General features: G+C 64.6%; 25 protein-coding genes. 11 read left to right on the top strand and 14 right to left on the bottom strand.

The window, feature by feature from the left end; genetic code table 11:
• Positions 1–530 (top strand): siderophore-iron reductase FhuF (gene fhuF / locus QBK88_RS10260; RefSeq protein ID WP_277961958.1); only part of this gene is annotated, 530 nt, incomplete at its 5' end.
• Positions 531–551: 21 nt separating this feature from the next.
• Here fhuF and QBK88_RS10265 read toward each other — a convergent pair.
• Positions 552–1,262, bottom strand: coding sequence for a 4'-phosphopantetheinyl transferase superfamily protein (locus tag QBK88_RS10265; RefSeq protein ID WP_277961959.1), 711 nt, complete (start codon positions 1,260–1,262; stop codon positions 552–554).
• Between the two features lie 391 nt (positions 1,263–1,653).
• Positions 1,654–2,445 carry a dienelactone hydrolase family protein gene (locus QBK88_RS10270; protein ID WP_268149042.1) on the bottom strand — a complete coding sequence of 264 codons (792 nt, stop codon included), beginning with the start codon at positions 2,443–2,445 and terminating at the stop codon, positions 1,654–1,656.
• A 190-nt stretch (positions 2,446–2,635) separates the two neighbouring features.
• Here QBK88_RS10270 and QBK88_RS10275 point away from each other — a divergent pair, with 190 nt between their 5' ends.
• The 3 genes from QBK88_RS10275 to QBK88_RS10285 all read left to right on the top strand — a co-directional run bounded on the left by QBK88_RS10275 (position 2,636) and on the right by QBK88_RS10285 (position 6,279).
• Positions 2,636–3,313, top strand: a complete 678-nt coding sequence (locus QBK88_RS10275; protein ID WP_268149043.1) for a response regulator — start codon at positions 2,636–2,638, stop codon at positions 3,311–3,313.
• Positions 3,310–4,656, top strand: a complete 1,347-nt coding sequence (locus QBK88_RS10280; RefSeq protein ID WP_277961960.1) for an ATP-binding protein — start codon at positions 3,310–3,312, stop codon at positions 4,654–4,656. Before QBK88_RS10275 ends, QBK88_RS10280 begins: the two co-directional genes overlap by 4 nt.
• A 306-nt stretch (positions 4,657–4,962) precedes the next feature.
• The gene (locus QBK88_RS10285) at positions 4,963–6,279 is read left to right on the top strand and encodes a dicarboxylate/amino acid:cation symporter (RefSeq protein ID WP_277961961.1); all 1,317 of its coding nucleotides are present in this window, start codon (positions 4,963–4,965) and stop codon (positions 6,277–6,279) included.
• A 67-nt stretch (positions 6,280–6,346) separates the two neighbouring features.
• Here the strand turns inward: QBK88_RS10285 and QBK88_RS10290 are convergent, their stop codons facing one another.
• Entirely contained in the window at positions 6,347–6,841 is a 495-nt protein-coding gene (locus QBK88_RS10290) for a SprT family zinc-dependent metalloprotease (protein ID WP_277961962.1), read from the bottom strand.
• Positions 6,842–6,903: 62 nt separating this feature from the next.
• Positions 6,904–7,503: a Yip1 family protein gene (locus QBK88_RS10295; protein WP_277961963.1), complete on the bottom strand. Its 600-nt coding sequence runs from the start codon at positions 7,501–7,503 to the stop codon at positions 6,904–6,906.
• A gap of 210 nt (positions 7,504–7,713) precedes the next feature.
• On the opposite strand from QBK88_RS10295, the gene ttcA reads away from it, so the two are divergent.
• Entirely contained in the window at positions 7,714–8,538 is an 825-nt protein-coding gene (gene ttcA / locus QBK88_RS10300; RefSeq protein ID WP_268149054.1) for a tRNA 2-thiocytidine(32) synthetase TtcA, read from the top strand.
• A gap of 94 nt (positions 8,539–8,632) precedes the next feature.
• On the opposite strand, the gene QBK88_RS10305 is transcribed toward ttcA, so the two are convergent.
• The 5 genes from QBK88_RS10305 to arsC are packed head-to-tail and all read right to left on the bottom strand — an operon-like array spanning position 8,633 to position 11,518.
• Positions 8,633–9,466: a hypothetical protein gene (locus tag QBK88_RS10305; RefSeq protein WP_277961964.1), complete on the bottom strand. Its 834-nt coding sequence runs from the start codon at positions 9,464–9,466 to the stop codon at positions 8,633–8,635.
• A 15-nt stretch (positions 9,467–9,481) separates the two neighbouring features.
• Positions 9,482–10,153 (bottom strand): DNA-3-methyladenine glycosylase I, encoded by a 672-nt coding sequence (locus QBK88_RS10310; RefSeq protein WP_268149058.1) that lies wholly within the window; start codon positions 10,151–10,153, stop codon positions 9,482–9,484.
• Positions 10,154–10,570 carry a DUF2069 domain-containing protein gene (locus QBK88_RS10315; RefSeq protein WP_277961965.1) on the bottom strand — a complete coding sequence of 139 codons (417 nt, stop codon included), beginning with the start codon at positions 10,568–10,570 and terminating at the stop codon, positions 10,154–10,156.
• Positions 10,563–11,168 carry an NAD(P)H:quinone oxidoreductase gene (gene wrbA / locus QBK88_RS10320; protein WP_277961966.1) on the bottom strand — a complete coding sequence of 202 codons (606 nt, stop codon included), beginning with the start codon at positions 11,166–11,168 and terminating at the stop codon, positions 10,563–10,565. Before wrbA ends, QBK88_RS10315 begins: the two co-directional genes overlap by 8 nt.
• Positions 11,165–11,518 (bottom strand): arsenate reductase (glutaredoxin), encoded by a 354-nt coding sequence (arsC, locus tag QBK88_RS10325; RefSeq protein ID WP_277961967.1) that lies wholly within the window; start codon positions 11,516–11,518, stop codon positions 11,165–11,167. Before arsC ends, wrbA begins: the two co-directional genes overlap by 4 nt.
• Before the next feature lie 72 nt (positions 11,519–11,590).
• On the opposite strand from arsC, the gene QBK88_RS10330 reads away from it, so the two are divergent.
• On the top strand, positions 11,591–12,046 hold the full coding sequence (locus tag QBK88_RS10330; RefSeq protein WP_277961968.1) for a TlpA disulfide reductase family protein: 456 nt from the start codon (positions 11,591–11,593) through the stop codon (positions 12,044–12,046).
• 85 nt (positions 12,047–12,131) lie between these two features.
• Here the strand turns inward: QBK88_RS10330 and QBK88_RS10335 are convergent, their stop codons facing one another.
• The 5 genes from QBK88_RS10335 to QBK88_RS10355 form a co-directional block, all read right to left on the bottom strand.
• Complete coding sequence (locus QBK88_RS10335; protein WP_268149068.1) at positions 12,132–12,533, bottom strand: META domain-containing protein; 402 nt, start codon at positions 12,531–12,533, stop codon at positions 12,132–12,134.
• On the bottom strand, positions 12,530–12,967 hold the full coding sequence (locus tag QBK88_RS10340) for a hypothetical protein (RefSeq protein WP_277961969.1): 438 nt from the start codon (positions 12,965–12,967) through the stop codon (positions 12,530–12,532). Before QBK88_RS10340 ends, QBK88_RS10335 begins: the two co-directional genes overlap by 4 nt.
• Positions 12,968–13,009: 42 nt before the next feature.
• Positions 13,010–13,999 (bottom strand): 2-hydroxyacid dehydrogenase, encoded by a 990-nt coding sequence (locus QBK88_RS10345; RefSeq protein WP_277961970.1) that lies wholly within the window; start codon positions 13,997–13,999, stop codon positions 13,010–13,012.
• 145 nt (positions 14,000–14,144) lie between these two features.
• Positions 14,145–16,895: a response regulator gene (locus tag QBK88_RS10350; RefSeq protein WP_268149074.1), complete on the bottom strand. Its 2,751-nt coding sequence runs from the start codon at positions 16,893–16,895 to the stop codon at positions 14,145–14,147.
• 111 nt (positions 16,896–17,006) lie between these two features.
• Positions 17,007–18,044 carry an SDR family oxidoreductase gene (locus QBK88_RS10355; protein WP_277961971.1) on the bottom strand — a complete coding sequence of 346 codons (1,038 nt, stop codon included), beginning with the start codon at positions 18,042–18,044 and terminating at the stop codon, positions 17,007–17,009.
• A 166-nt stretch (positions 18,045–18,210) separates the two neighbouring features.
• On the opposite strand from QBK88_RS10355, the gene QBK88_RS10360 reads away from it, so the two are divergent.
• The 5 genes from QBK88_RS10360 to rlmD all read left to right on the top strand — a co-directional run bounded on the left by QBK88_RS10360 (position 18,211) and on the right by rlmD (position 23,339).
• Positions 18,211–18,807, top strand: coding sequence for a TetR/AcrR family transcriptional regulator (locus QBK88_RS10360; RefSeq protein ID WP_277961972.1), 597 nt, complete (start codon positions 18,211–18,213; stop codon positions 18,805–18,807).
• A gap of 78 nt (positions 18,808–18,885) precedes the next feature.
• Positions 18,886–19,605, top strand: a complete 720-nt coding sequence (locus QBK88_RS10365) for a response regulator transcription factor (RefSeq protein WP_277961973.1) — start codon at positions 18,886–18,888, stop codon at positions 19,603–19,605.
• Between the two features lies 1 nt (position 19,606).
• Positions 19,607–20,962, top strand: coding sequence for a sensor histidine kinase (locus tag QBK88_RS10370; RefSeq protein WP_277961974.1), 1,356 nt, complete (start codon positions 19,607–19,609; stop codon positions 20,960–20,962).
• 80 nt (positions 20,963–21,042) lie between these two features.
• The gene (gene cysM, locus QBK88_RS10375) at positions 21,043–21,945 is read left to right on the top strand and encodes a cysteine synthase CysM (protein ID WP_277961975.1); all 903 of its coding nucleotides are present in this window, start codon (positions 21,043–21,045) and stop codon (positions 21,943–21,945) included.
• The gene (gene rlmD, locus QBK88_RS10380; protein WP_277961976.1) at positions 21,945–23,339 is read left to right on the top strand and encodes a 23S rRNA (uracil(1939)-C(5))-methyltransferase RlmD; all 1,395 of its coding nucleotides are present in this window, start codon (positions 21,945–21,947) and stop codon (positions 23,337–23,339) included. Before cysM ends, rlmD begins: the two co-directional genes overlap by 1 nt.
• Positions 23,340–23,363: the final 24 nt, after the last annotated feature.

The raw sequence follows: 23,363 nt of genomic DNA on the forward strand, positions 1-23,363 counted from the left end.
AGCTGTTTGCCGAGCAGAAGCCGGTGCTGGTCTCGCAATGGTCCAAGTACTTCTTCATGCACTGGCTGCCGGCGGTGCTGGTCGCCCAACTGGCCTATGGCTGGTACCTGCCACTGCAATTGGACCAGTTGGGCCTGGTGCTCGATGAGCGCGGTTTGCCGCTGGGCGTGAAGCTGCTGGAGGAGGGCGAGCCGGGCGATGCCGACGAATCCCTGGAGCCGGTGGTGCAGGCCAGCCTGCGGCCCTTCGTTGAGCGCCTCAGTGCCTATGGCGAGGTGCCCACCGCGGTGTTGTGGGGCAATGCCGGGGATTACCTGGAGCAGGCCGTGGTGCGGCTGCAAGCACTGGGTGTGGCGGTGGGGCCGGCGTTGGCGTTGCTGCAGGCGCGCAAGGCGGCGGATGGGCGGAACAACCCTTTATATGAGCCGGTGCGGTATTTGCCCGACGGCAAGCGGCAGCGGCGCAGTTGCTGCCTGGCGTACAAGGTGGAGTGGGTGGGGCCGTGTGAGCATTGCCCGTTGGTAGCCTGAGGCAAAACTCGAGAAGCAGGTTCAGCAGGGAATAGCGATCAAGCTCAGCAGTTGATCACCCTGTACCACGAATTGCCCTTCCAGTTCACGGCCGTTGCACCACTGGGCCGACAGGTCTGTCAGCAGGCGCAGGCGGACCGTGCCCCGTGCATCCCACCCCAGCACCTCGGCATGCTCGAAATAGAAGCGCTTGCCGACGATGGGGTACAGTGCCTTGAACAGGCTTTCCTTGATAGAGAACGTCAGGGTCACGGCCAGGGACACCTGGGCCGGGTCCATGCGGGCCAGTTCATCGGCGGTGAGAATTTCCGCCGCCAGCCGCGTGGCGCGGTCGTCGCCCAACAGGTTCTCCATGTCCAGGCCCAGGCCTTGCCACTCGTTGGCTCGGGCGACGATGGCGCCAGCCCAGCCAGTGCCATGGGTGATGGAGCCGCTGATGCCGGCTGGCCAGACAGGTGCGCGGTCTTCACCGATGTCGGGTACATGGTCCAGGTTGGCCAACTGGTGGAGGGCAGTGCGGGCGCACAGGCGGCCCGCCAGGAACTCGGCCTGGCGCTTGGCTACCGAACGCTGGATGCTGGCGGGCGGTGCGATGCCGGCGCGAGCGAAATCGTCGGGGGCCAGGGCCTTGGGGTCGAACTGGCTGCTGACCAGCACGGCGCCGGGCAGCGCGAAGGGCAGTGGCCAGTGGCGGTTGGGGGCGGTGCAGCAAAGGGGAAGTAAGCTGGTCATGGCGCTAGTTTGCCATAACCGAGGCGCCTGTTTCCCGAGCTTCGCCCGGTCCCACAGAGAAAACCCATCAGCGGGTGCCAGCCCTGTGGGACCGGGCGTCAGCTCGGGAAGGGGGCGCCGCGTAGTGTCAGTGTGGCCGCGTTGCCTGTTTCCCGAGCTTCGCCCGGTCCCACAGAGAAAACCCACCAGCGGGTGCCAGCCCTGTGGGACCGGGCGTCAGCTCGGGAAGGGCGCGCGCGTAGTGTCAGTGTGGCCGCGTTGCCTGTTTCCCGAGCTTCGCCCGGTCCCACAGAGAAAACCCATCAGCGGGTGCCAGCCCTGTGGGACCGGGCGTCAGCTCGGGAAGAAGGCGCCGCGTGGTGTCAGGGGGACCGCGTCGAAACCCTTGATCCTAACCAAACACCTTCTTCAAAAACGCCTGCATGTCCGCCCAGGACTTTTCATCCGCTTCCTTGTTGTAGCCAATGTCCGGCCCGCCATGGTCGCCATGGGCCAACCGGTCGGCGTCGGGGTTGGTGAAGCCGTGCTTGGCACCAGGCTGCACCACGAACTGGTAGTTCACCCCGGCGGTGGACATTTCGGTCTTGAAGTCGGCTACGTCCTTGGGTGTGCTCATGCTGTCCAGTTCACCATGCTCCACCAGGATCGGCGTTTTCACGCTGCCTTTGGTGGCGCGGGTCTTGGCGGCCAGGCCGCCGTGGAAGCTCACCACGCCCGCCAGGCTTGCACCGTGGCGCGCGGCGTTGAGCACCACGGTGCCGCCGAAGCAATAGCCAATGGCGGCGATTTTCGCCGGGTTGGTCTGGGGCTGCTGTTTGAGCAGTTGCACGCCAGCGTCAAAGCGTGCGCTGGACACCGCGGCATTGGCCGAGGCCTCCTGCATGAACGCCATGGCGTCCTTGGGGTGCTCGGTGTGCTTGCCTTCGCCGTACATGTCGATGGCCAGGGCGCTGTAGCCCAGGGCCGCGAGCGCACGAGCGCGGCCCTTGGCGTAGTCGTTCAGGCCCCACCACTCATGGACCACCACCACGCCCGGCCGCGGGCCCTGGATGGCGTCGTCGTAGGCGAAGTAACCCACCAGCGGCGTGCCGTTGAGGTCCTTGTAATGCAGCTCCTGGGTCTTGATTTCGGCCTGGGCCAGGGTGCTGGCCAAAAGCAGCAGGCACATCAGCAATACGCGCATGTTCGAGGCTCCGTGTGTGGGCAGTCAGCTCAGCCTAGTCCATCCGGTTCAGTTGGGGTTCAGCGCTGCATGACTAACATTGTTACAGGTACACTCTTGGTGCCGGGCAGCGCATGGGTGCGCGCCCGGTGCTGCAAACAGTCGAGGGAACACGGCGGCCCGCACGCAAGGGCACCGGTCGGGGAGCACTATGAAACTGCTGGTGGTAGAAGACGAGGCGCTGTTGCGGCACCACTTGTACACCCGTTTGACCGAAAGCGGCCATGTGGTCGAGGCCGTCGCCAATGCCGAAGAGGCGTTGTACCAGGCCTCCCAGTACAACCATGACCTGGCCGTCGTCGACCTGGGCCTGCCGGGCATGGGCGGCCTGGAGCTGATCCGCCGCCTGCGCGCCGACGGCAAGGCATTCCCCGTGCTGATCCTCACTGCCCGTGGCAACTGGCAGGACAAAGTCGAAGGCCTGGCCACCGGTGCCGACGACTATGTGGTAAAACCCTTTCAGTTCGAAGAGCTGGAAGCGCGCCTAAACGCATTGCTGCGCCGCTCCAGTGGTTTCATCCAGTCGACCATCGTCGCCGGCCCGCTGCTGCTGGACCTCAACCGCAAGCAGGCGAGCCTGGACGAACAGCCGCTGGCCCTGACCGCCTACGAATACCGCATTCTTGAATACCTGATGCGCCATCACCAGCAGGTGGTGGCCAAGGACCGCCTGATGGAACAGCTGTACCCGGACGACGACGAGCGCGACCCGAATGTCATTGAAGTGCTGGTAGGCCGCCTGCGTCGCAAGCTGGAAGGCACCAACGGCTTCAAGCCCATCGAGACCGTGCGCGGCCTGGGCTACCTGTTCACCGAGCGGTGTAAATGATTCGATCGCTGCGCGTACGGCTGATGGCGGCCGCCTTCATTCTGGCGGTGCTGTTCATGATCGGCCTGCTGCCAGCGCTGCAAAGCACCTTCAGCCTGGCGCTGCGCGAGTCCATCGAGCAGCGCCTGGCGTCGGACGCCACCACCCTGATCTCTGCGGCACGGGTCGAGAACGGCCAGTTGCAGATGCCTGACCTGCTGCCCGACGAGCGCTTCAACCTGCCCGACAGCCGCCTGCTGGGGTACATCTACAACCGTGAGGGCGACCTGGTGTGGCGCTCCCGGGCCACCACCGAGCAAAGCATCAACTACAAGCCACGTTACGACGGCATGGGCGCCCAGTTCGCGCATATTCGCGAGCCCAACGGCGAGGAGTATTTCGTCTACGACGTGGAGGTAAAACTGCTGGGCGGCAAGAGTGCGGCCTACAGCATCGTCGCCCTGCAACCGGTGCGCGAGTACAAGCTGATTCTCTCCGGGCTGCGCGAAAAGCTCTCCCTGGGTTTCGGCGCGGCCTTGCTGGCCCTGCTGGTGCTGTTGTGGGCCGGCCTGACCTGGGGCTTGCGTGCCCTGCGCCAGTTGAGTTCGGAGCTGGACGAGATCGAATCGGGCAAGCGTGACAGCCTCAGTGAAACCCACCCCCGCGAACTGCTGCGCCTGACCGGCTCGCTGAACCGTCTGCTCAGCAGTGAGCGTGAGCAGCGCGGCCGTTATCGTGATTCCCTGGGCGACCTGGCCCACAGCCTGAAAACGCCGCTGGCAGTGTTGCAGGGTGTCAGCGAGACCATCGCCCAACGCCCGGAAAATATCGAGCAGGCCCGCATTCTGCAAAGCCAGATCGAGCGCATGAGCCAGCAGATCGGTTACCAGCTGCAACGTGCCAGCCTGCGCAAAAGCGGCCTGGTGCGCCACCAGGTGCCGCTCAAGCCCATGCTGGATAGCCTGTGCAGTACCCTGGAAAAGGTCTACCGCGACAAGCCGGTGCAGGTGACCTACGCCATTCCCGAAAATGCCCAGGTGCCCATGGAGCAGGGCGCCTTGCTGGAGATGCTCGGCAACCTGCTGGAAAACGCCTATCGGCTGTGCCTGAGCGAAGTGAAGATCAGCCTGAGGTACAGCGGCGCGGCACTTGAGCTGAGCGTGGAAGACGACGGCCCGGGCGTGCCCCCGGACCAGCGTGCGCGCATCCTGCAACGGGGTGAGCGCCTGGACCGGCAGAACCCAGGGCAGGGCATTGGCCTGGCGGTGGTCAAGGACATCATCGAAAGCTACGACGCCTTGCTGATTCTCGACGACTCGCCCTTGGGCGGCGCGGCGTTCCGGGTGCGCTTCAAGCCGCTCTGAAGTGCGCTATACCTTCTTGTGACGAGTCGAGGCGGGCGGGAATCCGCCATGTGGCGGAACTCGCCCGGGCGGATTGGCGGAATTCCGCCAGGCAATTTCTCCCGTGGTGGCTATCATGATGGCACCGACCCCCGCAATCATTGACCCTTTACCCAAACCTGTAACCTGGCACGCCCCTTGCGATACACAGGCAAGGTCTGCCCCGAGCAGCTCGACAATAAATCCCTCCAGTTCAGGGGGGTTCGTGCTTAGGTGTCGTGTGCATCACAGGAATGGATGTCAGGCGATGCACTTGAGGAATTTGTAATGACGACTCGTCAGCCACTGTACAAATCGCTGTATTTCCAGGTGATCGTCGCGATCATCATCGGCATTGCGTTGGGGCACTTCTACCCTGACACCGCCGTTACCCTGAAACCGCTGGGTGATGGCTTCATCAAACTGATCAAAATGGTCATCGCCCCCATCATCTTCTGCACCGTGGTCAGCGGTATCGCTGGCATGGAGAACATGAAGGCCGTGGGCAAGACCGGTGGCTATGCGCTGCTGTACTTCGAAGTGGTCTCGACCATCGCGCTGCTGATCGGCCTGGTGGTGGTCAACGTGATTGGCCCGGGCAACGGCATGCACATCGACCCGGCCACCCTGGACGCCTCCAAGGTCGCCACTTACGTGGCCGCCGGTAAAGACCAGAGCGTGATTGCGTTCTTCCTCAACATCATCCCCAACACCATCGTCGGTGCCTTCGCCAACGGCGATATCCTGCAGGTGCTGATGTTCGCCGTCCTGTTCGGTTTTGCCCTGCACCGCCTGGGCGCCTACGGCAAGCCGCTGCTGGACCTGATCGATCGCTTTGCCCATGTGATGTTCAACATCATCAGCATGATCATGAAGCTGGCGCCCCTGGGTGCGCTGGGCGCCATGGCGTTCACCATCGGTGCCTACGGCGTCAGCTCGCTGGTGCAACTGGGCCAGTTGATGATCTGCTTCTACATCACCTGCATCCTGTTCGTGCTGCTGGTGCTGGGCTCCATCGCCCGCTTCCACGGTTTCAGCATCCTCAAGCTGGTGCGCTACATCCGTGAAGAACTGCTGATCGTACTGGGCACGTCCTCGTCGGAATCGGCCCTGCCACGCATGCTGGTGAAGATGGAGCGCCTGGGCGCGCAGAAGTCGGTGGTTGGCCTGGTGATCCCGACCGGCTACTCGTTCAACCTGGACGGTACCGCCATCTACCTGACCATGGCCGCGGTGTTCATCGCCCAGGCCACTGACACCCACATGGACCTGTTCCACCAGCTGACCCTGCTGGCCGTGCTGCTGATCTCCTCCAAGGGCGCCGCGGGCGTCACCGGCAGCGGCTTCATCGTGCTGGCCGCTACCTTGTCGGCTGTTGGCCACCTGCCGGTAGCCGGCCTGGCGCTCATCCTGGGCATCGACCGCTTCATGTCCGAAGCGCGTGCGCTGACCAACCTGGTGGGCAACGCCGTGGCGACCCTGGTGGTTGCCAAGTGGGTAGGCGAGCTGGACGAGGACACCATGAAGACGCAGCTGGCCGCAGGCCCGACTGCCATCGAAGTGGCTGAAGCCCATGAGGCTGTGGTCGTTGATACCCCACGCTAAGTACTGACGCTGCACGAAAAAACCCATCTTCGGATGGGTTTTTTCATGGTGCTCCGGGCACCCCGGATCATTCCACCCGGGTTTCCCCGGTGAACACCAGGGTATGGCGGCAGCGCCGGCACAGGTAACGGCGCCCCTGGTGGACCAGTTTGTGGCGCTGGGCCGAGAAGGGAAAGTCGCTGTCGGCACACGGGCATTTGTAGATGTAGCGCGTGACCCGTCGGCGTTTCACTTCATAGGTGTGGCAGCGGTTGGGCGGCAGCTCGTACACGCCGCGCATGATCAACTGCCATTCTTCGCCATGGGGCGCGATACGGTCGCCGAACAACTGGTGCGCCACCAGGTGGGCAACCTCGTGGGGCACGGTCTGGCGCAGGAAATCTTCACTGTTTTCGCGGTACAGCTGCGGGTTGAAGCGCAGCAGGTTTTCATGCAGATGCGCGACACCGGCCTTCTGCCCCCTCAGCTTGAAGCTGACCTGGGGGCGGGCGAAGGTGCGTTTGAAAAAGGCTTCGGCTTGCTGGAAACAGGATTCGACGCGGGAATTGAGTAACTCGGGCATGCTAGACAACACTCCATATGCGCCGATTATGCCGCAACCCTGGGGGCCTGCCGAGCCGCCTGTCAGTTGGTGTAGACCGGGCCAACGCCCAAGCCCCAGATGATCACCGTGAACGCCATGATCGCCACCAGCACCACCAGGCCTACGGCCAGCACCGAGCTGGCGAACAGAAAGCCTTCGTCTGCGTGGATATTCATGAAGGTCGGCAACCCCACGTACAGCAGGTACACCGTGTAGCAGATGGCTGCGGTGCCCACCATCATGCCCAGCCACAGGTGCGGGTACAGGGCCGCCAGGCCGCCGATGAACAGCGGGGTGGCGGTGTAGGTGGCGAAAGCCACGCAGCGGGCGAGGCTAGGGCTGGCGTCGTAGGTGCGGGCCATCCAGTGAATGAAGGCGCCCATCACCGCCACCCCGGCCAGCATGGCCACGTAGGACATCAGCGTCATCCACACCGCACTGTCCACGGTCAGCATCACCGGGGCGCGGTTGCCTATGACCCAGCCCACGCGGGTGGTGCCGATAAACGCGGAAACGGCGGGTATCGCCGCCAATATCAAGGTGTGGGTGAGGTACATGTGGCCGATGCTTTCGTCTTCGCCACGAATCTGCCGCCATTCCCGATCGGGATGGGTGAATAACCCGACGACGTGATGGATCATGCCCTTCACTCCTCTGGTGATTACCGCTCAAGCGCAGTATAGGGCGAAGATGCCAGCACTTTTAGAGCAAATCGCGCTCTGTGGGGGCGCTGTAAGCACTTTGCAGTATTTACCTGCGTTAAAGGCGAGTTGACCAGATACCGTACCCGCGCGCCGGCTTTACAGGTAAAATGCCCGGCTTTTCGTCTCACCACGCGGATTCCAAGCGCCATGGGCACCCTTTCGGTCAACCAGAACAAACTGCAGAAACGCCTTCGTCGGCTGGCCGGTGAAGCCGTCGCCGACTACAACATGATCGAGGACGGTGACAAGGTCATGGTCTGCCTGTCGGGCGGCAAGGACAGTTACACCATGCTCGACGTGCTGATGCACCTGCAGAAGGTCGCGCCGATCAAGTTCGATATCGTCGCCGTGAACATGGACCAGAAACAGCCAGGTTTCCCGGAGCACGTGCTGCCGGCCTACCTCAAGGAACTGGGGGTGGAATACCACATCGTCGAGAAGGACACCTATTCGGTGGTCAAGGAATTGATCCCGGAAGGCAAGACCACCTGCTCGCTGTGCTCGCGCCTGCGCCGTGGCACCCTGTACACCTTCGCCGACGAAATCGGCGCCACCAAGATGGCGCTGGGGCACCACCGCGACGACATCGTCGAGACGTTCTTCCTGAACATGTTCTTCAACGGCAGCATGAAGGCCATGCCGCCCAAGCTGCGTGCCGACGACGGCCGCAACGTGGTGATCCGCCCGCTGGCGTACTGCAACGAGAAGGACATCCAGGCCTATTCGGACCTCAAGGGCTTCCCGATCATCCCGTGCAACCTGTGCGGCTCGCAGGAAAACCTGCAGCGCCAGGTGGTCAAGGACATGCTGGTGGAGTGGGAGCGCAAGCACCCGGGGCGTACCGAGAGCATCTTCCGTGGCTTGCAGAATGTGGTGCCGTCGCAGTTGGCTGACCGCAACCTGTTTGACTTCGTGAACCTGGCGATCGACGAGTCGGCGCCTTCGCGGGTATTGAATGTGTTGAACCTGTAGAACCGAGTCGCCTGGTTCCCGAGCTTCGCCCGGTCCTACAATGAAGCGTGTTTTTTGGTAGGACCGGGCGAAGCTCGGGAAGGGGCCGGCAGCGTTATTCCGCTCTGAGCTCGATCACCCGATTACGGCCTCCTTCGGCCAGCAGGTAGGTATTGTCCCCTGTAGGCAACAACTCCTGCGGCGCCCGCAGGTGCGACAGGATCACCTGCAACTTGCCATCCGGCGTGCGCAGCCACAGCCGCGCCAAGTGCGTCTGGTCTTCCACTATCCATAGCCCGCGCTTGTCGCACAGGATGAACGTTGGGTTGGTAATGCCGTCCACGTACACCGGGTCCTTGCCCGATTCGTCGAACTGGCGGACCACGCCTTCCTTTTTCACGGTGTACAGCAGCTTGCCGCCGGAGCAGATCTCCACCGACTCGGTCTGCGCCAGTTTGTCGCGCAGCACGGTCAGCGAGCCGTCGGCGGCGTCGTAGCGCATCAACCGGCCGTCGTCGTGGCGGTCCTCAATGGCATACAGCGTGTCGCCGTCACTCTTCAGGCCCTGCACGTCGCGGCCCATGAACAGCTGGGTGACCTTGCCGTCCTTGAGCAACTGCACTGGCTTGTTGTCGAATTCCTGGCTGAAGACGTGGCCACCCAGGAACGGCGCCAGGCCGTCGGGCTTGGTCAGGCCGTCGACAATGACCGTGCGGGTGCCGTCCGGGGCGATGCTGCTCAGGCGGCCCTTGTCGTCACGCAGTTCCTCGGTGACCAGCACGTTGGCGCCGTCCAGGCCCAGGCCTGCGGCCTTCTCGACCTTGTCGTAGACCAGGCGCGTGCTCCAGCCGGAGGCAGCCTGCACCGGCCAGTAATGCTGCCAGCCCAGGAAACTTAGTGCCCCGACAACAGGGACGGCGGCCAGCCACAACAGCGGTTTAAGGTTCATCAGCGGTCCATGCAATTAGTGGTTGACGGTGTAGGCCAGCATCGCCGAGAGCTGGCACAGGGGCCGCCCACTTTCGGCCTGCCACTGGTTGAACACTTCCTGGACCTTGGCCTGGTCGCGTTTGCTGCTGGGCACCCTGTCGACGATGCCTTGGGCGTTGAGTGCCGCCACCACGTCGCCGCTCGGAATGAAGGTGTCCTTGCCGACCATGCGCAGGAAGCGCGGGGCCGACAGGCCGCCCATCTGGTTGCCGTGCTTAGCCAGATACTGCCACAGGCCGACGATGTCATTCACCGGCCAATCGGCGATGAAGGCGCCAAAGCTTTTGTGCTCGTGCTCGATGTCCAGAATCAGCTGGGCGTTGCGTGGCACGCTCTTGAGCTTGCCCAGGTGGCGGATGATGCGGGTGTCCTGCATCAGCCGCTCCAGGTGCTCGGCGCCCATCAGTACAACCTTTTCCGGATCGAAGCCGAAGAACACCTGCTCGAACGCGGGCCACTTGGAATCCACCAGGCTGTGCTTGAGGCCGGCGCGGAAGACCCGCAGGGCCATGGTCGACAGGTAACGGTCAGCGGGGATCTTGCGCAATTGTGCCGCGGTTTTCGGCTCGGGCAGCTGTGCCTCCAGGGCCTTGGCCGAGCCAAAGCGGTTGAGGCAGTATTCGTTGAGCCATTTGTAATCCTGCATTCACGCCAGGCCCTCTCCGGCCAGTTTCCGATTCAATTGAAAACGCCAGCGCACGTATAGCAGCGCGCTGGCGAACAGCGCCAGGCTGGCGGCCATTTCCAGCAGGCCGAACAGCTGGCGGTGGGGGTCGTAGGCGGCCAGCGCGCCCTTGATGAAGTACAGGTTGACCGCAAAGCAGGTCCACGCATGCCCGCGCGGGCTGCCCAGGAGCATGCCGGGGGTCAGCAACAGCAAGGGCACCAGCTCGATCAACAGGATGACCCAGGGCCGCGCGCCATGCAGGTCGGCCACCAGCAGGTAGTAACCGCACAGCAGGGCGATGAAGCCGAAGAAGCACGCCAGGCTCAGCCAGCGTGCCATTCGCACCCGGGGTTGCAGCCATTGGACACTGGGCAGCACCTTGGCGCGTTTAGCCACGCGGTGTTTCCAGTTTCTGCGCGATGTTGCCCAGGCGCTGCCCCAGGGCACGGCACAGGGCGATCTCGTGTTCGTCCAGGGCGCGCTTGCTGTCGGCGCCGGCATGGTGGCTGGCACCGTACGGGGTACCGCCGCCGCGGGTCTCCAGCAATGCCGACTCGCTGTAGGGGATGCCGCTGATCAGCATGCCGTGGTGCAGCAACGGCATCATCATCGACAGCAGCGTGGTTTCCTGGCCGCCGTGCAGGCTGGCGGTGGAGGTGAACACCGAGGCCGGCTTGCCCACCAGGGCGCCGCTGAGCCACAGGCTGCTGGTGCCGTCCAGGAAATACTTGAGCGGCGCGGCCATGTTGCCGTAACGAGTGGGGCTGCCCATGGCCAGGCCGGCGCAGTTCTTCAGGTCATCGATGCTGGCGTAGGGGGCGCCGTGCTCAGGGATGCTCGGGCCTGTGGCCTCGTGGTCGGCGGACACCGCTGGCACGGTGCGCAGGCGCGCTTCCAGGCCGCTGAGCTCGACGCCGCGGGCGATATGCTTGGCCATCTGCGCGGTGGCGCCGCTGCGGCTGTAGAACAGCACCAGGATGTACGGTTGGCTCACGGCAGGATCTCCAGCACTTTCTCGGGCGGCCGGCCAATGGCGGCTTTGTTGCCGGCGATCAGGATCGGCCGTTCGATCAGTTTCGGGTGCTGGACCATGGCGTCGATCAACTGGTCTTCGGCCAAGGCCGCGTCGGCCAGGTTCAGCGCCTTGTATTCGTCTTCGCCGGTGCGCAGCAGGGCACGGGCATGCAGGCCCAGCTTGGCCAGCACGGCCTTGAGGGCGGCGGCGTCGGGCGGTGTGTCCAGGTAACGCACCACGGTGGGCTCCAGGCCACGGGCCTGCAGCAGTTCCAACGCGGCACGGGATTTGGAGCAGCGCGGGTTGTGATAAAGCGTCAGGTCGGTCATAGGGGGTCGCACCTTGGGTGGAGAGGGGGCTATTCTAACCCTCTGGCGGGCACATAGAGGAAGGTCGCAATCATGGCATGGCGCGTGGTGATATGTCTGGTCCTGGTGGTGCTGGCAGGATGTGGTGCCGATTACGGGATGGACCAGAACGGCAAGGTGGTCAAGGCAGGCCAATTGGACGATCAGTGGCTGGTGGTCAACTACTGGGCCGATTGGTGTGGGCCATGCCGTAGCGAAGTGCCGCAGCTCAATGCCCTGGCCGAGCAGCTGAAGGGCAAGGGCGTGGCAGTGGTGGGCGTGAACTTCGACGGGTTGCACGGTGACGACCTGAAGAAGGCCGCCCAGGAACTGGGCATCGGTTTCACCGTGCTGGCGGACGACCCCGCGCCGCGCTTCAACCTGCCCCAGAGCGAGGCGTTGCCCATTACCTACATCATCGATGCGAAGGGCAAGGTGCGCGAGCAGTTGGTGGGCGAGCAGACCGCCGCGGGCATTCGCGAGAAGCTGGCCAAACTGAAAAGCTCCTGAGCAGCCCTGCCCAAGCGCGTAGCAGCGGACCTGGCCGCGTCACTGGCGCCGCGAAACACGCGGCCAGGTCCGCTGCTACGCCCGATCAGCTCTCGTCAGGCCACAGGCGCAACGGCTTGCCTTCTTCGGGCCACAGGCGGATCTGGCCTTCCTTGGAAACGCTCCAGCGCTGCACGCCACCGAGGGCCTGCAGGAAGCGCTGTTCCTGTTCCATGGTGGCCGGGTCGCACAGGCGGCGGGTGCTGCCTACCGGGCCGAAATTCAGGTGGTGGTGCTGCAGGGTATACGGCGCGAACCAGTGGTTGCAGCCAGCATTGCCATAGGCCCGGCCGTCTTCACCCAGGGTCAGGCTGATGTGGCTATAGTCCATCAGCGGGCGGTCGCCGATCCACTCCAGGGTGTACGCCTGGTCCTGTTGCAGCTTGGGCCCGGTTGCGCAGCCCGTCAGGGTGGCGGCCAGTGCCGCCAGCAGCAGGGCTTGTCTCACGGGCGCGGCTCCTGGCAGTTGCGGCACAGGTGTTTGTCGCCCAAGGTGGTCCAGCCCAGCTCGGCGATGCGCGCGGTGGCAGCCGGCTTCTGCGCCTTGGTGCCCAGCTTGGCGTCCACGGCGAACTCGAACTCCAGGTCCGCTGCGCATTTGTCGCACTGTACGTGCCACTGGTGGATGGCCAATTCGCCAAACACCGGGCCACGGGCCACGGCGACCCACTGGCCTGGCGGGTTGATCAGGTGGCGGACTTTCTCGATGGTCAGGCGCATGGACAAGGTCTTGCTGCCCTTGAGGGTCACCAGCAGGACATCGTCATTGTGAATCGAACCACCGTTGCCGGTGACCTGATAACGACCCGGCGCCAAGGCACGGCATTCGATCAGGGTGTGGTGCGGGTTGAGCAGGCTGTAGCGAAAATCGTGTTCGACCATGGGTCCTCCAAATCTGCGCGACATGCTAGCACGGCCGCCTGCCTAAGCCTCGACCAGATTCTGCGGCGAACCACGCCCCCAGTCGGAAATATTCGCCAGGGTAGTGCTGGCGATGGCGGCCAGGGCCTCGCGGGTCAGGAAGGCCTGGTGCGCGGTGATGATCACGTTGGGAAACGTCAGCAGCCGGGCCAGCACATCGTCCTGCAGGGGCAGGTCGGAACGGTCTTCGAAAAACAGCTGCGCTTCTTCCTCGTATACGTCCACGCCCAGGTAGCCCAGCTGGCCGCTTTTCAGTGCGTCGATCAGCGCCGGGGTGTCCACCAAGGCGCCACGGCCGGTGTTGATCAGCATGGCACCCGGTTGCAGGCGGGCCAGGCTGGCGGCGTTGATCAGGTGGTGGCTGGTGGGGGTGAGCGGGCAGTGCAGGCTGATGATCTGTGCCTGGCTCAGTACGTCGTCTAGCGGCAGGTAACGAGCGCCAAGGGCCAGCACGGCCTCGTTGGGATAAGGGTCATGTGCCAGCAGTGTGCAGCCGAAGCCGTGCATGATGCGTGCGAAGGCAGCGCCGATCTGGCCGGTGCCGATCACACCCACGGTCTTGCCCACCAGGTCGAAGCCGGTCAGGCCGTGCAGGGTGAAGTCGCCATCACGGGTGCGGTTGCTGGCGCGGTGCAGGTGACGGTTGAGGGCCATGATCAGCGCCACCGCATGTTCGGCCACGGCATGGGGCGAATAGGCGGGCACCCGTACCACGGCCAGGCCCAGGCGTTGGGCTGCGGGCAGGTCCACGTGGTTGTAGCCGGCCGAGCGCAAGGCGATCAGGCGGGTGCCGCCGGCGGCCAGTTGGGCCAGTACCTCGGCGCCCAGGTCGTCATTGATGAAGGCGCATACCACCTCATGGCCGGCGGCCAGGGGCGCGGTTTCGGCGGTCAGGCGCGCGGGCTGGAAATGCAGGTCGATGGCGGCGTCGCGCGGGGCGGTCAGGAAGCTGTCGCGGTCGTAGGGCTGGGCGCCGAACAGAAGGGTGCGCATGGGCGAGGGTTCCTTGGGCAGCGGGCTCGGGCCATGAGTGTAGCGGGTTGGGGGGCGGGGTTATTGTTTGGGGTCAGTGTTGTCCGCGGACCTGGCTTGTACCGAACCCGGTCTCACCGGGTTCGGTACAGGCCCCACCGGCGAGTCAGGCGCTGGAGCGGGCGTGTTCGGCCAGGCGAAGAATGGCCGCGTCCAGGTCGTCCAGGGCTGCCGTGGCAGCACTGTCGTCCTGCTTGAGCAGGGTCTCGCTGCGCTGGCACGCCGCGCGCAGCTGCGGTACCCCGCAATAGCGGGTGGCCCCGTGCAGGCGGTGCACCCGTTCGATGGTCAGGGTGTGGTCCTGGGCATCGCGGGCCGCCTTGATGGCGCGGCGTTCATCTTCCAGCGAGGCCAGCAGCATGGCCAGCATGTCGGCGGCCAGGTCTTCCTTGCCCGCGGCCAGGCGCAAGCCTTCCTCGGGGTCGAGCACATGCAGCACGTCGTCTTCGGCTACCCATTCGGCACGCTCGGTGGTGCGCGTGCGCAGCACCAGGCCGGTCCACTTGAGCACCACCTGGGCCAGTTGTCGATCGCTGATGGGTTTGGTCAGGTAATCGTCCATGCCACTTTGCAGCAATGCACGCTTTTCGTTGGCCATGGCATGGGCCGTCAGGGCCACGATGGGCAACGCCGGCCCCGTCTGGGTGGCCTCCCACAGGCGAATCTTTTCAGTGGTTTCGCGGCCGTCCATGCCGGGCATCTGCACGTCCATCAGCACCAGGTCGAAGCGTGAATCCTGCACCGCCCGGATAGCGCTGTAGCCGCTGTCCACGGCCAGCACCTCTGCCCCCAGGTCTTCGAGCAGGGTCTGCACCAACAGCAGGTTGGCGGGGTTGTCGTCCACGCACAGCACCCGTGGCGCGCGGTTGCCTAACGGCTGGGCAGTGTCCACGCGCAGGCGCTTGGGGTTGATCAGGTCGCTCAGGCCACGGCGCAATTTTCGTGTACAGGCCGGTTTGGGCTGCAGTTGGCTGTCCGGGTTGGGCATGGCCGAATGGAACAGCGTCTGCTCGGTAGTGGGGCACAGCACCAGGGCGTGGCAGCCCAGTTTCTCGATATCACGCACCTGTGGGGCCAGGCGGTCAGGGCCGATGTCATAGCTGGTCAGGCCCAGTACGGCCAGGTCGATGGGCTGCCCGGCCAGGTGCGCGGCACTGATGCCGCCCACCAGTTTTTCCACCGACGCGAAGGTGCTGACCTCCATGCCCAGGTCTTCGAGTTGATGGTGCAACGCCTGGCGGGCCAGGTCGTGGTGCTCGACCATGGCGATGCGCCGGCCTTTGAGCGGCTCACCGGGCTGGTCTTCGGCGTCGTCGCGGGCCTTGGGCAGGCGCAGGCTGATCCAGAACTCCGAGCCCTCGCCCGGGGCGCTTTCCACTCCGATCTCGCCGCCCATCTGCTCGATCAGGCGCTTGGAGATCACCAGCCCCAGGCCGGTACCGCCGGGCTGGCGGGACAGCGAGTTGTCAGCCTGGCTGAAGGCCTGGAACAAGGTGCGCACATCCTGGCTGGACAGGCCGATGCCGGTGTCCTGCACACTGATGCGCAACTGCACGCCGTCATCGTTTTCATCTTCGAGCATCGCCCGGGCGACGATGGTGCCTTCGCGGGTGAACTTGATGGCGTTGCTCACCAGGTTGGTAAGGATCTGCTTGAGCCGCAGGGGGTCGCCGATCAGCGACAGCGGGGTGTCGCGGTACACCAGGCTTACCAGTTCAAGCTGCTTGGCGTGGGCGGCGGGGGCCAGGATGGTGAGGGTGTCCTGCAGCAGGTCACGCAGGTTGAACGGAATGCTGTCGAGCACCAGCTTGCCAGCTTCGATTTTCGAGAAGTCGAGAATCTCGTTGATGATCCCCAGCAGGCTGTCGGCGGACTTTTCGATGGTGCCCAGGTAGTCGAGCTGGCGCGGGGTGAGCTCGCTTTTCTGCAGCAAGTGGGTGAAACCCAGGATGCCGTTGAGCGGCGTGCGGATTTCATGGCTCATGTTGGCCAGGAACTCGGATTTGATTCGGCTGGCCTCCAGGGCCTCCTTGCGCGCCAGGTCCAGTTCGATGTTCTGGATTTCAATGGTTTCCAGGTTCTGGCGCACGTCTTCGGTGGCCTGGTCGACGCTGTGCTGCAGTTCTTCCTGGGCACCTTGCAGGGTCTCGGCCATGCGGTTGATGCCAGCGGCCAGTTCGTCCAGTTCGTGGCTGCCCAGGGCGGGCAAGCGGCTTTCCAGGTTGCCGTCCTTGAGCTGGATCACGGTCTGCTTGATCTGGCTGATGGGGCCGTTGATGCCGCGGCTCATGCGTACGGCCAGCAGGGCGGTGGCCAGCAGGCCGCCAGCGATCAGCATGAGGCTGGCGAACAGACCGCGGTAGACGCGCAACAGGGTGCCGTCGTGGGACAGTTCCAGTTCTACCCAGCCCAGCAGGCGGTCATCCTCACCCGGCACCACGTCGCCGGCCAGGTCGCGGTGGCGGCCGAACACCGGCAGCAGGTAGCGGGTGGCGTCGTTGCCGCTGCGCAGCAGCAAATGGGTGCTGCTGCCGATGGGCACCGGGTTGAGCATGCTGGGGCCGGCGTGGGCCAGGGGCGAGCGGTCGGGGGCCAGGAACGACACGGCCCGCACGTCGGCCTGTTCCAGCGCCTGGGCGGCGATGCGTTCCAGCAGCGGCTTGTCGGTCCTGGCCATGCCATGGGCGACCAGCGGCGCCAGTTGCTCGGCGATCATTTGCCCGCGGCGCAGCAACTGGGCCTGCAGTTCAGCCTGCTGCACATAGCTGAAATAGCCGCCCAGCAACACGGCCATCAAGGTCGCCGGCAACAGTGCCAACAGGAGCACGCGGCTCTTGATCCCCAGTCTTTTCAGCACGCCTGTCTCCCTGCTTTGGCTACCCGAAATGGACGCGAACTGTCGCGCGCCCATGGCAAAATACCTTGCCGGGGGCGTGCATGCATCCTTTGTAGCGCTTTATCGCCGGTTTCACCGTGCCTGGGTTGCAGCCCCCGTCCCTTCGGCATGCGGCTGCGCCCGGTACCAGCCCAGCGTGTCGGCCAGCGTTTGCGCCACGGGCCGAAAGCTGCAGCCCAGTTCGTGGCGGCTTTTGACGTGGCTGAAGTGGGTGCGGCCGCGCTCCTGGGCCATCAGCCGTACGGTGGCGGGGCTGATCAATACCGGCTTGCCGCTGAGCCGGTGGTACAGCTCATACCCCGCGGCGATCACGCGCAGCAGGGCCAGTGGTACCTGCCGCTGCGGGGCCGGTACGCCGCTGACCTCGGCCAGCACCTTGAGCAGGCTGGCCATGTCCATGTGTACGCCGGCCGCCAGGTAGCGTTCGCCACTGCGCCCACGTTCGGCGGCGGCCAGCAGGTGCAGGGCCACGTCCCGGGCATCCACCACCGAGAACGTGCCCGGCAGCACGCCCGGCAGCTTGCCGGCCACGTAGTCCATCAGGAACTGGCCGGACGACGTGGGGCCGATGTCGCCTGGCCCGAACATCCAGCCGGGTAGCACCATGGCTACCTTCATGTCCGGATGATGGCGCAGGAAACGCTGCACCACCTGCTCGGCCAGGATCTTGCTGCGGTAGTAGTCGTCGGCACCCTGTTCGGGGCGCGACATGGTTTCATCGATCACCTGGCCAGAGCGGCCGTGCAGCACTGCAATGGACGACACGTGCACGGCGCGGCCGATACCGGCGGCGTAGGCGGCGCTCAACAGGCGCTCGGTAGCAGTGACATTGGTATCGTACAGGGCCTGCCAGTGCCGGCCACCCTTGTAGCTGTCGCGAAAGTAGGCGGCGGTGTGGATCAGGGTGTCGCAGCCTTGCAAGTGATGGCTGAAGGCTTCGGTGCGCGCCAGGTCCCCTTGTACCCATTCCACAGGCAGGCCCGCGAATTGCCTGCGGGCTTTTTCCTGGGACCGCACCAGGGCCTTGACCCGAATGCCCCGGTGCAACAGGGCGCGTACGGTGTTGCTGCCTAACAGGCCGGTAGCACCGGTGACAAATACACATTCCATTGGATGATCTTCCTGTAGAGCCAGGCGGACGATGAGGTGCTGTGCGTGGCATGAGGTCGATTAAATACCAATCGGTATCCGGATATCAATTGGTATTTAATCGCTGCTGCGCTGTACCCTGCCAGCTGCGTTACCATGATGGGTTAGCGCGTGGGGAGAACGAGCGTTGATCAAAACCAGAATGGGCCGTGAAGAGAAGCAGCAGCACACCCGTGAAAAACTGTTCCAGGCGGCCACCGACTTGATGGTCAGCAAGGGCTACCACGGCGCCAGCGTCAGTGATATTGCCGAGGCCGCGGGGTTTTCCAAGGGGGCTTTCTTTTCCAATTTCGCCAGCAAGGCCGAGCTGCTCCTGGCGCTGACCCAGCGTTTCAAAGGGGTGGAAATCGAGCGGTTGAGCAGTGTGCTGAACGCCGATGCCTCGCCCGCCGAACTGAGCCAGGGCCTGGTGCAGTACATCGACAACCTCAAGCACAACAAGGCCTGTGTGGTTCTGGACGTCGAACTGCAATTGATGGCTTCCCGCGACCCTGCTTTCGCCCCCCACTACCACGCGCTGCACCGGCAGAACAGCGAAGCCTTGGGGCGCCTGATCGAGGTCATTTTCAACAACCGTGGCAAGCAGCCGCCGATGCCACGCCCAGCCTTGGCCATGCTGTTCACGGCGCTGTCCGAAAGCTTGATGCTGCAAGGCCTGCCCGACCCGGCGCCGCCTATTCGCCAGGTACTAGAGGCGATGATTGATAGCGCTTTGCCCCTGTAAGCCGCTGGACAAAGGGTGGTTGCTTGCTAGCACTGGGATCACTGATAATCACTGATTGATAATCACTCCCAGATGCCAATGAATCCTGCAACCCACTGTGCTGGCCACATTCTTGCCATTGAGGACGACCCCGTGCTGGGTGCCTATGTGCACGAGCAATTGGGGCGCAGCGGCTTTCAGGTTACCTGGTGCCAGAATGGCCAGGACGGGCTGGCCCTGGCCCGGGGCGAGGGCTTCGACGTGGTCCTGATGGACATTCTGCTGCCCGGCATGAACGGCCTGGACGTGCTGCAGCACCTGCGCGAGCACTCGGCCACGCCGGTGATACTGATGTCGGCGCTGGGGGCGGAGGCCGATCGTATCAGCGGGTTTCGCCGCGGGGCCGATGATTATTTGCCCAAGCCGTTCAGCGTCGATGAACTGCAGGTGCGGGTCGAGGCCATCCTGCGGCGCGTGGCCCTGGAGCGCCGGCGCAGCCAGGGCCCTGTGCGCCCGGAAAGTGATGACCTGCAGTTCGATGACCTGCATTTCGACGTGACTTTCGCCGGCCGCGCCGCGGGCCTGACCCGCAGCGAATTTCGCCTGCTGGACACCCTCAACCGCCACGCCGACGAAGTGCTGAGCAAAGCCTTTCTGTACCAGCACGCCTTGCAGCGCGGCTACGCCCAGCATGACCGCAGCCTGGACATGCACGTCAGCCAGATCCGCCGCAAACTCAAGGCTGCCGGCTACCAGGCCAGGCAGGTACGCACCGTGTGGGGCAAGGGTTACGTGCTCAGCCCCGGCGAGGATGCCTGACATGCCAGGCCGTCATTCATTGTTCTGGAAGCTGGTGGTGCTGCTGGTCGCCTTCTGCCTGCTGATGATCTGGTTGAGCTGGTCGTGGGGGCGGTACATGGAAACCCAGAACGCCTTCCTGTCGTCCGAGGCCCGCCAGGCGCTCAAGGGTTATGCCGCACAAGCCGAACAAGCCTGGCAAGACGCAGGCACGGAGGGCGTCGACCGCTGGCTGGCCGCCATGCGCCAGCGTGAAAATGGTTGGGTGGCGGTCATCGGTCCAGACCTGCAACCCTTGGGCAGCACCCCCTGGACGGCCGCTCAGAGCCAGCGTCTGACCTTTCTGCGAGGGTTGGAGTGGCCCGTCAGCCGACGCTCGCAACTGCTGCCGTGGATGCGCGTGCCGTTCCCCCACGACGCTGGCGCGGGCAGCCTGGTGATCGAACTGCCAGAGCGTTTCATGCCGGGCCGCTATGCCTTGCTGTGGCACCTGACCATCACCGGCATCATCCCCGGGGTGTTCACCTTCCTGTTGTGCATGGGGCTCTACCGTTTATTGATCGCGCCACTGAACCGCCTGCGCGAGCAAGCCAATGCCTGGCGCGCCGACCCCTTGCAGGGCCGCCTGACGGCCCAGGCCACTGGCCGCGGCGACGAACTGGGCGAGCTGGGGCGGGCTTTCGACCACATGGCCGAGCGCCTGCAAAGCACGGTGGCCCTGCAGCGCCAATTGCTGCGCGACCTTTCCCATGAGCTGCGCACGCCCTTGAGCCGGCTGCGGGTGGCCGGTGACAGTGAGCAGGACTGCGCGCGCCTGCGCGACCGGGTACAGCGCGAAGTGCAGGGCATGCAACGGCTGGTGGACGACACCCTGCAGCTGGCCTGGCTGGACACCGAGCGCACTGCGCCCGCTCTGGAACCCATCCAGGTGCAGGCGCTGTGGGACATGCTGGCGGAAAACGCCTGCTACGAAAGTGGCTGGCCCAGCAGCCAGTTGCAATGCCGGGTCAGTGCCGATTGCTGGGTGCAGGGCAACCTCAACGCCCTGGCCCAGGCGCTGGAAAACATCCTGCGCAACGCCATCCGCCACTCGCCCCCGGGTGGGGTGATCAGCCTGGCCGGCCGTCGTGAAGGCGACCAGTGGCTGGTGTGGCTGGAAGACCAGGGCGGCGGCGTGGCCGAGCGCGACCTGGAGCGTATTTTTCACCCTTTCATCCGCCTGGATGGCTCGCGCCCGGGCGACGGCGGGTTCGGCCTTGGCCTGAGCATCGCGCGCAACGCCCTGGCCCGCCAGGGCGGCACCTTGTGGGCGCAGAACAGTGGCGCCGGGCTGCGACTGAACCTGCGCATTCCAGCGGCTTATAACTCAATGGAATGAGCCGCGCACTTTGCGTGATATGGCCTGAAGGCGTTTGCCGGTATGATAGGCGGCCCCGCAGTCCGGATTGCGAATTCGCCATGACCCTGCAGTACCCAACCATCGCCGATTGCGTCGGCAACACGCCGCTGGTGCGCTTGCAGCGCCTGGCCGGTGAGACCAGCAATACCCTTCTGCTCAAGCTCGAAGGCAACAACCCGGCCGGTTCCGTGAAGGATCGCCCGGCGCTGTCGATGATTACCCGTGCCGAAGCGCGCGGGCAGATCCAGCCCGGCGATACCCTGATCGAAGCGACCTCCGGCAACACCGGCATCGCCCTGGCCATGGCGGCGGCGATCAAGGGCTACAAGATGGTCCTGATCATGCCCGACAACTCCACTGCCGAGCGCAAGGCGGCCATGACTGCCTACGGCGCCGAGCTGATCCTCGTCACCAAGGAGGAGGGCATGGAAGGCGCCCGCGACCTGGCCGAGCGCATGCAGGCCGAAGGCCGTGGCAAGGTGCTGGACCAGTTCGCCAATGGCGACAACCCCCAGGCCCACTACGTGAGCACAGGCCCCGAGATCTGGCGTCAGACCCAGGGCACCATCACCCATTTCGTCAGCTCCATGGGGACCACCGGTACCATCATGGGCGTGTCGCGCTACCTCAAGGAGCAGAACCCGGCGGTGCAGATCGTCGGCCTGCAGCCCATGGAAGGCTCGGCCATTCCCGGCATCCGCCGCTGGCCCCATGAATACCTGCCCAAGATCTACCAGGCCGACCGCGTCGACCGCATCGTCGACATGGCCCAGGCCGAAGCCGAAGACGTCACACGCCGCCTGGCGCGTGAAGAGGGCATCTTCTGTGGTGTGTCCTCCGGCGGCGCCGTGGCGGCCATGCTGCGTTTGTCCCAGGAGCTGGAAAACGCGACCATCGTCGCGATCATTTGCGACCGCGGTGACCGCTACCTGTCCAGCGGCATTTTCGATGCGGCGCACTGATGGCTAAGAAGAACGTCGGCCTGCGCTTTCAGCCTGCGGGCGGTCAGCGGGCCGTGCAAGTGCCCACCGGCAAGAAGCAACGCCTGGACATCGAGCGCCTGAGCAACGATGGCCGTGGCATTGCCTTTCTGGAAGGCCGCACCTGGTTCGTGCTGGGCGCCCTGGCGGGCGAGCAGGTGGAAGCACGGGTGCTCAATGCCCATGGCAAGGTGGTGGAAGCACGCACCGAAAAGGTGCTCAAGGCCAGCCCCATGCGCCGCCCGGCACCGTGTGCCCACGTCGACCGCTGCGGCGGTTGCAGCGTGCAGCATGTACCCCGCGAAGAACAGTTGGCACTGAAACAGCGCATGCTCGCCGAGCACCTGCAGCGTGCTGGCAACCTTGTGCCCGAACAATGGGAAGCCCCGCTGACGGGCCCCGAATTCGGCTACCGGCGCCGCGCCCGGGTGGCCGTACGCTGGGATCAGAAAGCCCGCAGGCTGGACGTTGGCTTCCGTGCCGCCGCCAGCCAGGACATCGTCGCCATCGCCGATTGCCCGGTGCTGGTACAGCCCTTGCAACCGATCATGAGCGGCTTGCCCGCGGTGCTCGGCAGCCTGGGCAAACCCCAGGCCATTGGCCACGTGGAATTGTTCGCCGGTACTGACCTGTGCGTGCTGGTACGCCACACCGCAGCCCTGGCGGACGCGGACCTGCAAGCGCTGCAAGCGTTCTGCACCGGCCATGGCGCGCAGTTGTGGCTGCAAGGCGAAGGCCAGCCGCAACCGGCCGATGGCAGCAATGCCCTGGGGTTTACCCTGGGGTTTACCCTGGGGCCCTGGCAGCTGACGCTGGCGTACCGCCCCGGTGACTTCGTGCAGGTCAACGAGGCGGTCAACACGGCGATGATCGAGCAGGCGCTGGCATGGCTCGACCCGCAACCCCAGGAGCGCGTTCTGGATCTATTCTGTGGTTTGGGCAACTTCGCCCTGCCACTGGCCACCCGGGTGAAGGACGTGGTGGCGGTCGAGGGCGTGCAGGTGATGGTGGACCGGGCGGCAGCCAATGCGCTCAGCAACAATCTGCATAACGTGAAGGTTTTTCAGGCCGATTTGTCCCAGCCGTTGGCGGGGGCACAGTGGGCCGCCGGAGGCTTTTCTGCGGTACTCTTGGACCCACCGCGCGACGGTGCGTACGAGGTGGTCAGGAACCTGCCGGCCTTGGGTGCCAAGCGATTGGTGTATGTGTCCTGCAACCCGGCAACTTTGGCCCGCGACGCGGTCGAATTGATCAAGCAGGGCTACCGGTTAAAACGTGCCGCAATCCTCGACATGTTCCCCCAGACAGCGCATGTCGAGGCGATGGCGTTATTTGAAGCGGACCAGGAAGGTCCGTCTAATCCGACTGGTGCTTGAAAGCATGCCCTTTGCCGGCCCCGC

This window comes from Pseudomonas sp. RIT-To-2 (assembly GCF_029623465.1).
GTDB classification, from domain to species: Bacteria; Pseudomonadota; Gammaproteobacteria; order Pseudomonadales; family Pseudomonadaceae; genus Aquipseudomonas; species Aquipseudomonas silvicola.

What these genes read in the sequence shown, in the direction of transcription:
- QBK88_RS10290 (WP_277961962.1), bottom strand. Translation starts at nt 6,841, where the DNA reads ATGCCCGAGTTACTCAATTCCCGCGTCGAATCCTGTTTCCAGCAAGCC.
- QBK88_RS10295 (WP_277961963.1), bottom strand. Translation starts at nt 7,503, where the DNA reads ATGATCCATCACGTCGTCGGGTTATTCACCCATCCCGATCGGGAATGG.
- QBK88_RS10340 (WP_277961969.1), bottom strand. Translation starts at nt 12,967, where the DNA reads ATGGTCGAACACGATTTTCGCTACAGCCTGCTCAACCCGCACCACACC.
- rlmD (WP_277961976.1), top strand. Translation starts at nt 21,945, where the DNA reads ATGGCTAAGAAGAACGTCGGCCTGCGCTTTCAGCCTGCGGGCGGTCAG.
- QBK88_RS10370 (WP_277961974.1), top strand. Translation starts at nt 19,607, where the DNA reads ATGCCAGGCCGTCATTCATTGTTCTGGAAGCTGGTGGTGCTGCTGGTC.
- QBK88_RS10275 (WP_268149043.1), top strand. Translation starts at nt 2,636, where the DNA reads ATGAAACTGCTGGTGGTAGAAGACGAGGCGCTGTTGCGGCACCACTTG.
- QBK88_RS10355 (WP_277961971.1), bottom strand. Translation starts at nt 18,044, where the DNA reads ATGGAATGTGTATTTGTCACCGGTGCTACCGGCCTGTTAGGCAGCAAC.
- QBK88_RS10270 (WP_268149042.1), bottom strand. Translation starts at nt 2,445, where the DNA reads ATGCGCGTATTGCTGATGTGCCTGCTGCTTTTGGCCAGCACCCTGGCC.
- QBK88_RS10265 (WP_277961959.1), bottom strand. Translation starts at nt 1,262, where the DNA reads ATGACCAGCTTACTTCCCCTTTGCTGCACCGCCCCCAACCGCCACTGG.
- arsC (WP_277961967.1), bottom strand. Translation starts at nt 11,518, where the DNA reads ATGACCGACCTGACGCTTTATCACAACCCGCGCTGCTCCAAATCCCGT.
- QBK88_RS10285 (WP_277961961.1), top strand. Translation starts at nt 4,963, where the DNA reads ATGACGACTCGTCAGCCACTGTACAAATCGCTGTATTTCCAGGTGATC.
- QBK88_RS10305 (WP_277961964.1), bottom strand. Translation starts at nt 9,466, where the DNA reads ATGAACCTTAAACCGCTGTTGTGGCTGGCCGCCGTCCCTGTTGTCGGG.
- ttcA (WP_268149054.1), top strand. Translation starts at nt 7,714, where the DNA reads ATGGGCACCCTTTCGGTCAACCAGAACAAACTGCAGAAACGCCTTCGT.
- QBK88_RS10280 (WP_277961960.1), top strand. Translation starts at nt 3,310, where the DNA reads ATGATTCGATCGCTGCGCGTACGGCTGATGGCGGCCGCCTTCATTCTG.
- QBK88_RS10310 (WP_268149058.1), bottom strand. Translation starts at nt 10,153, where the DNA reads ATGCAGGATTACAAATGGCTCAACGAATACTGCCTCAACCGCTTTGGC.
- QBK88_RS10345 (WP_277961970.1), bottom strand. Translation starts at nt 13,999, where the DNA reads ATGCGCACCCTTCTGTTCGGCGCCCAGCCCTACGACCGCGACAGCTTC.
- QBK88_RS10330 (WP_277961968.1), top strand. Translation starts at nt 11,591, where the DNA reads ATGGCATGGCGCGTGGTGATATGTCTGGTCCTGGTGGTGCTGGCAGGA.
- cysM (WP_277961975.1), top strand. Translation starts at nt 21,043, where the DNA reads ATGACCCTGCAGTACCCAACCATCGCCGATTGCGTCGGCAACACGCCG.
- QBK88_RS10365 (WP_277961973.1), top strand. Translation starts at nt 18,886, where the DNA reads ATGAATCCTGCAACCCACTGTGCTGGCCACATTCTTGCCATTGAGGAC.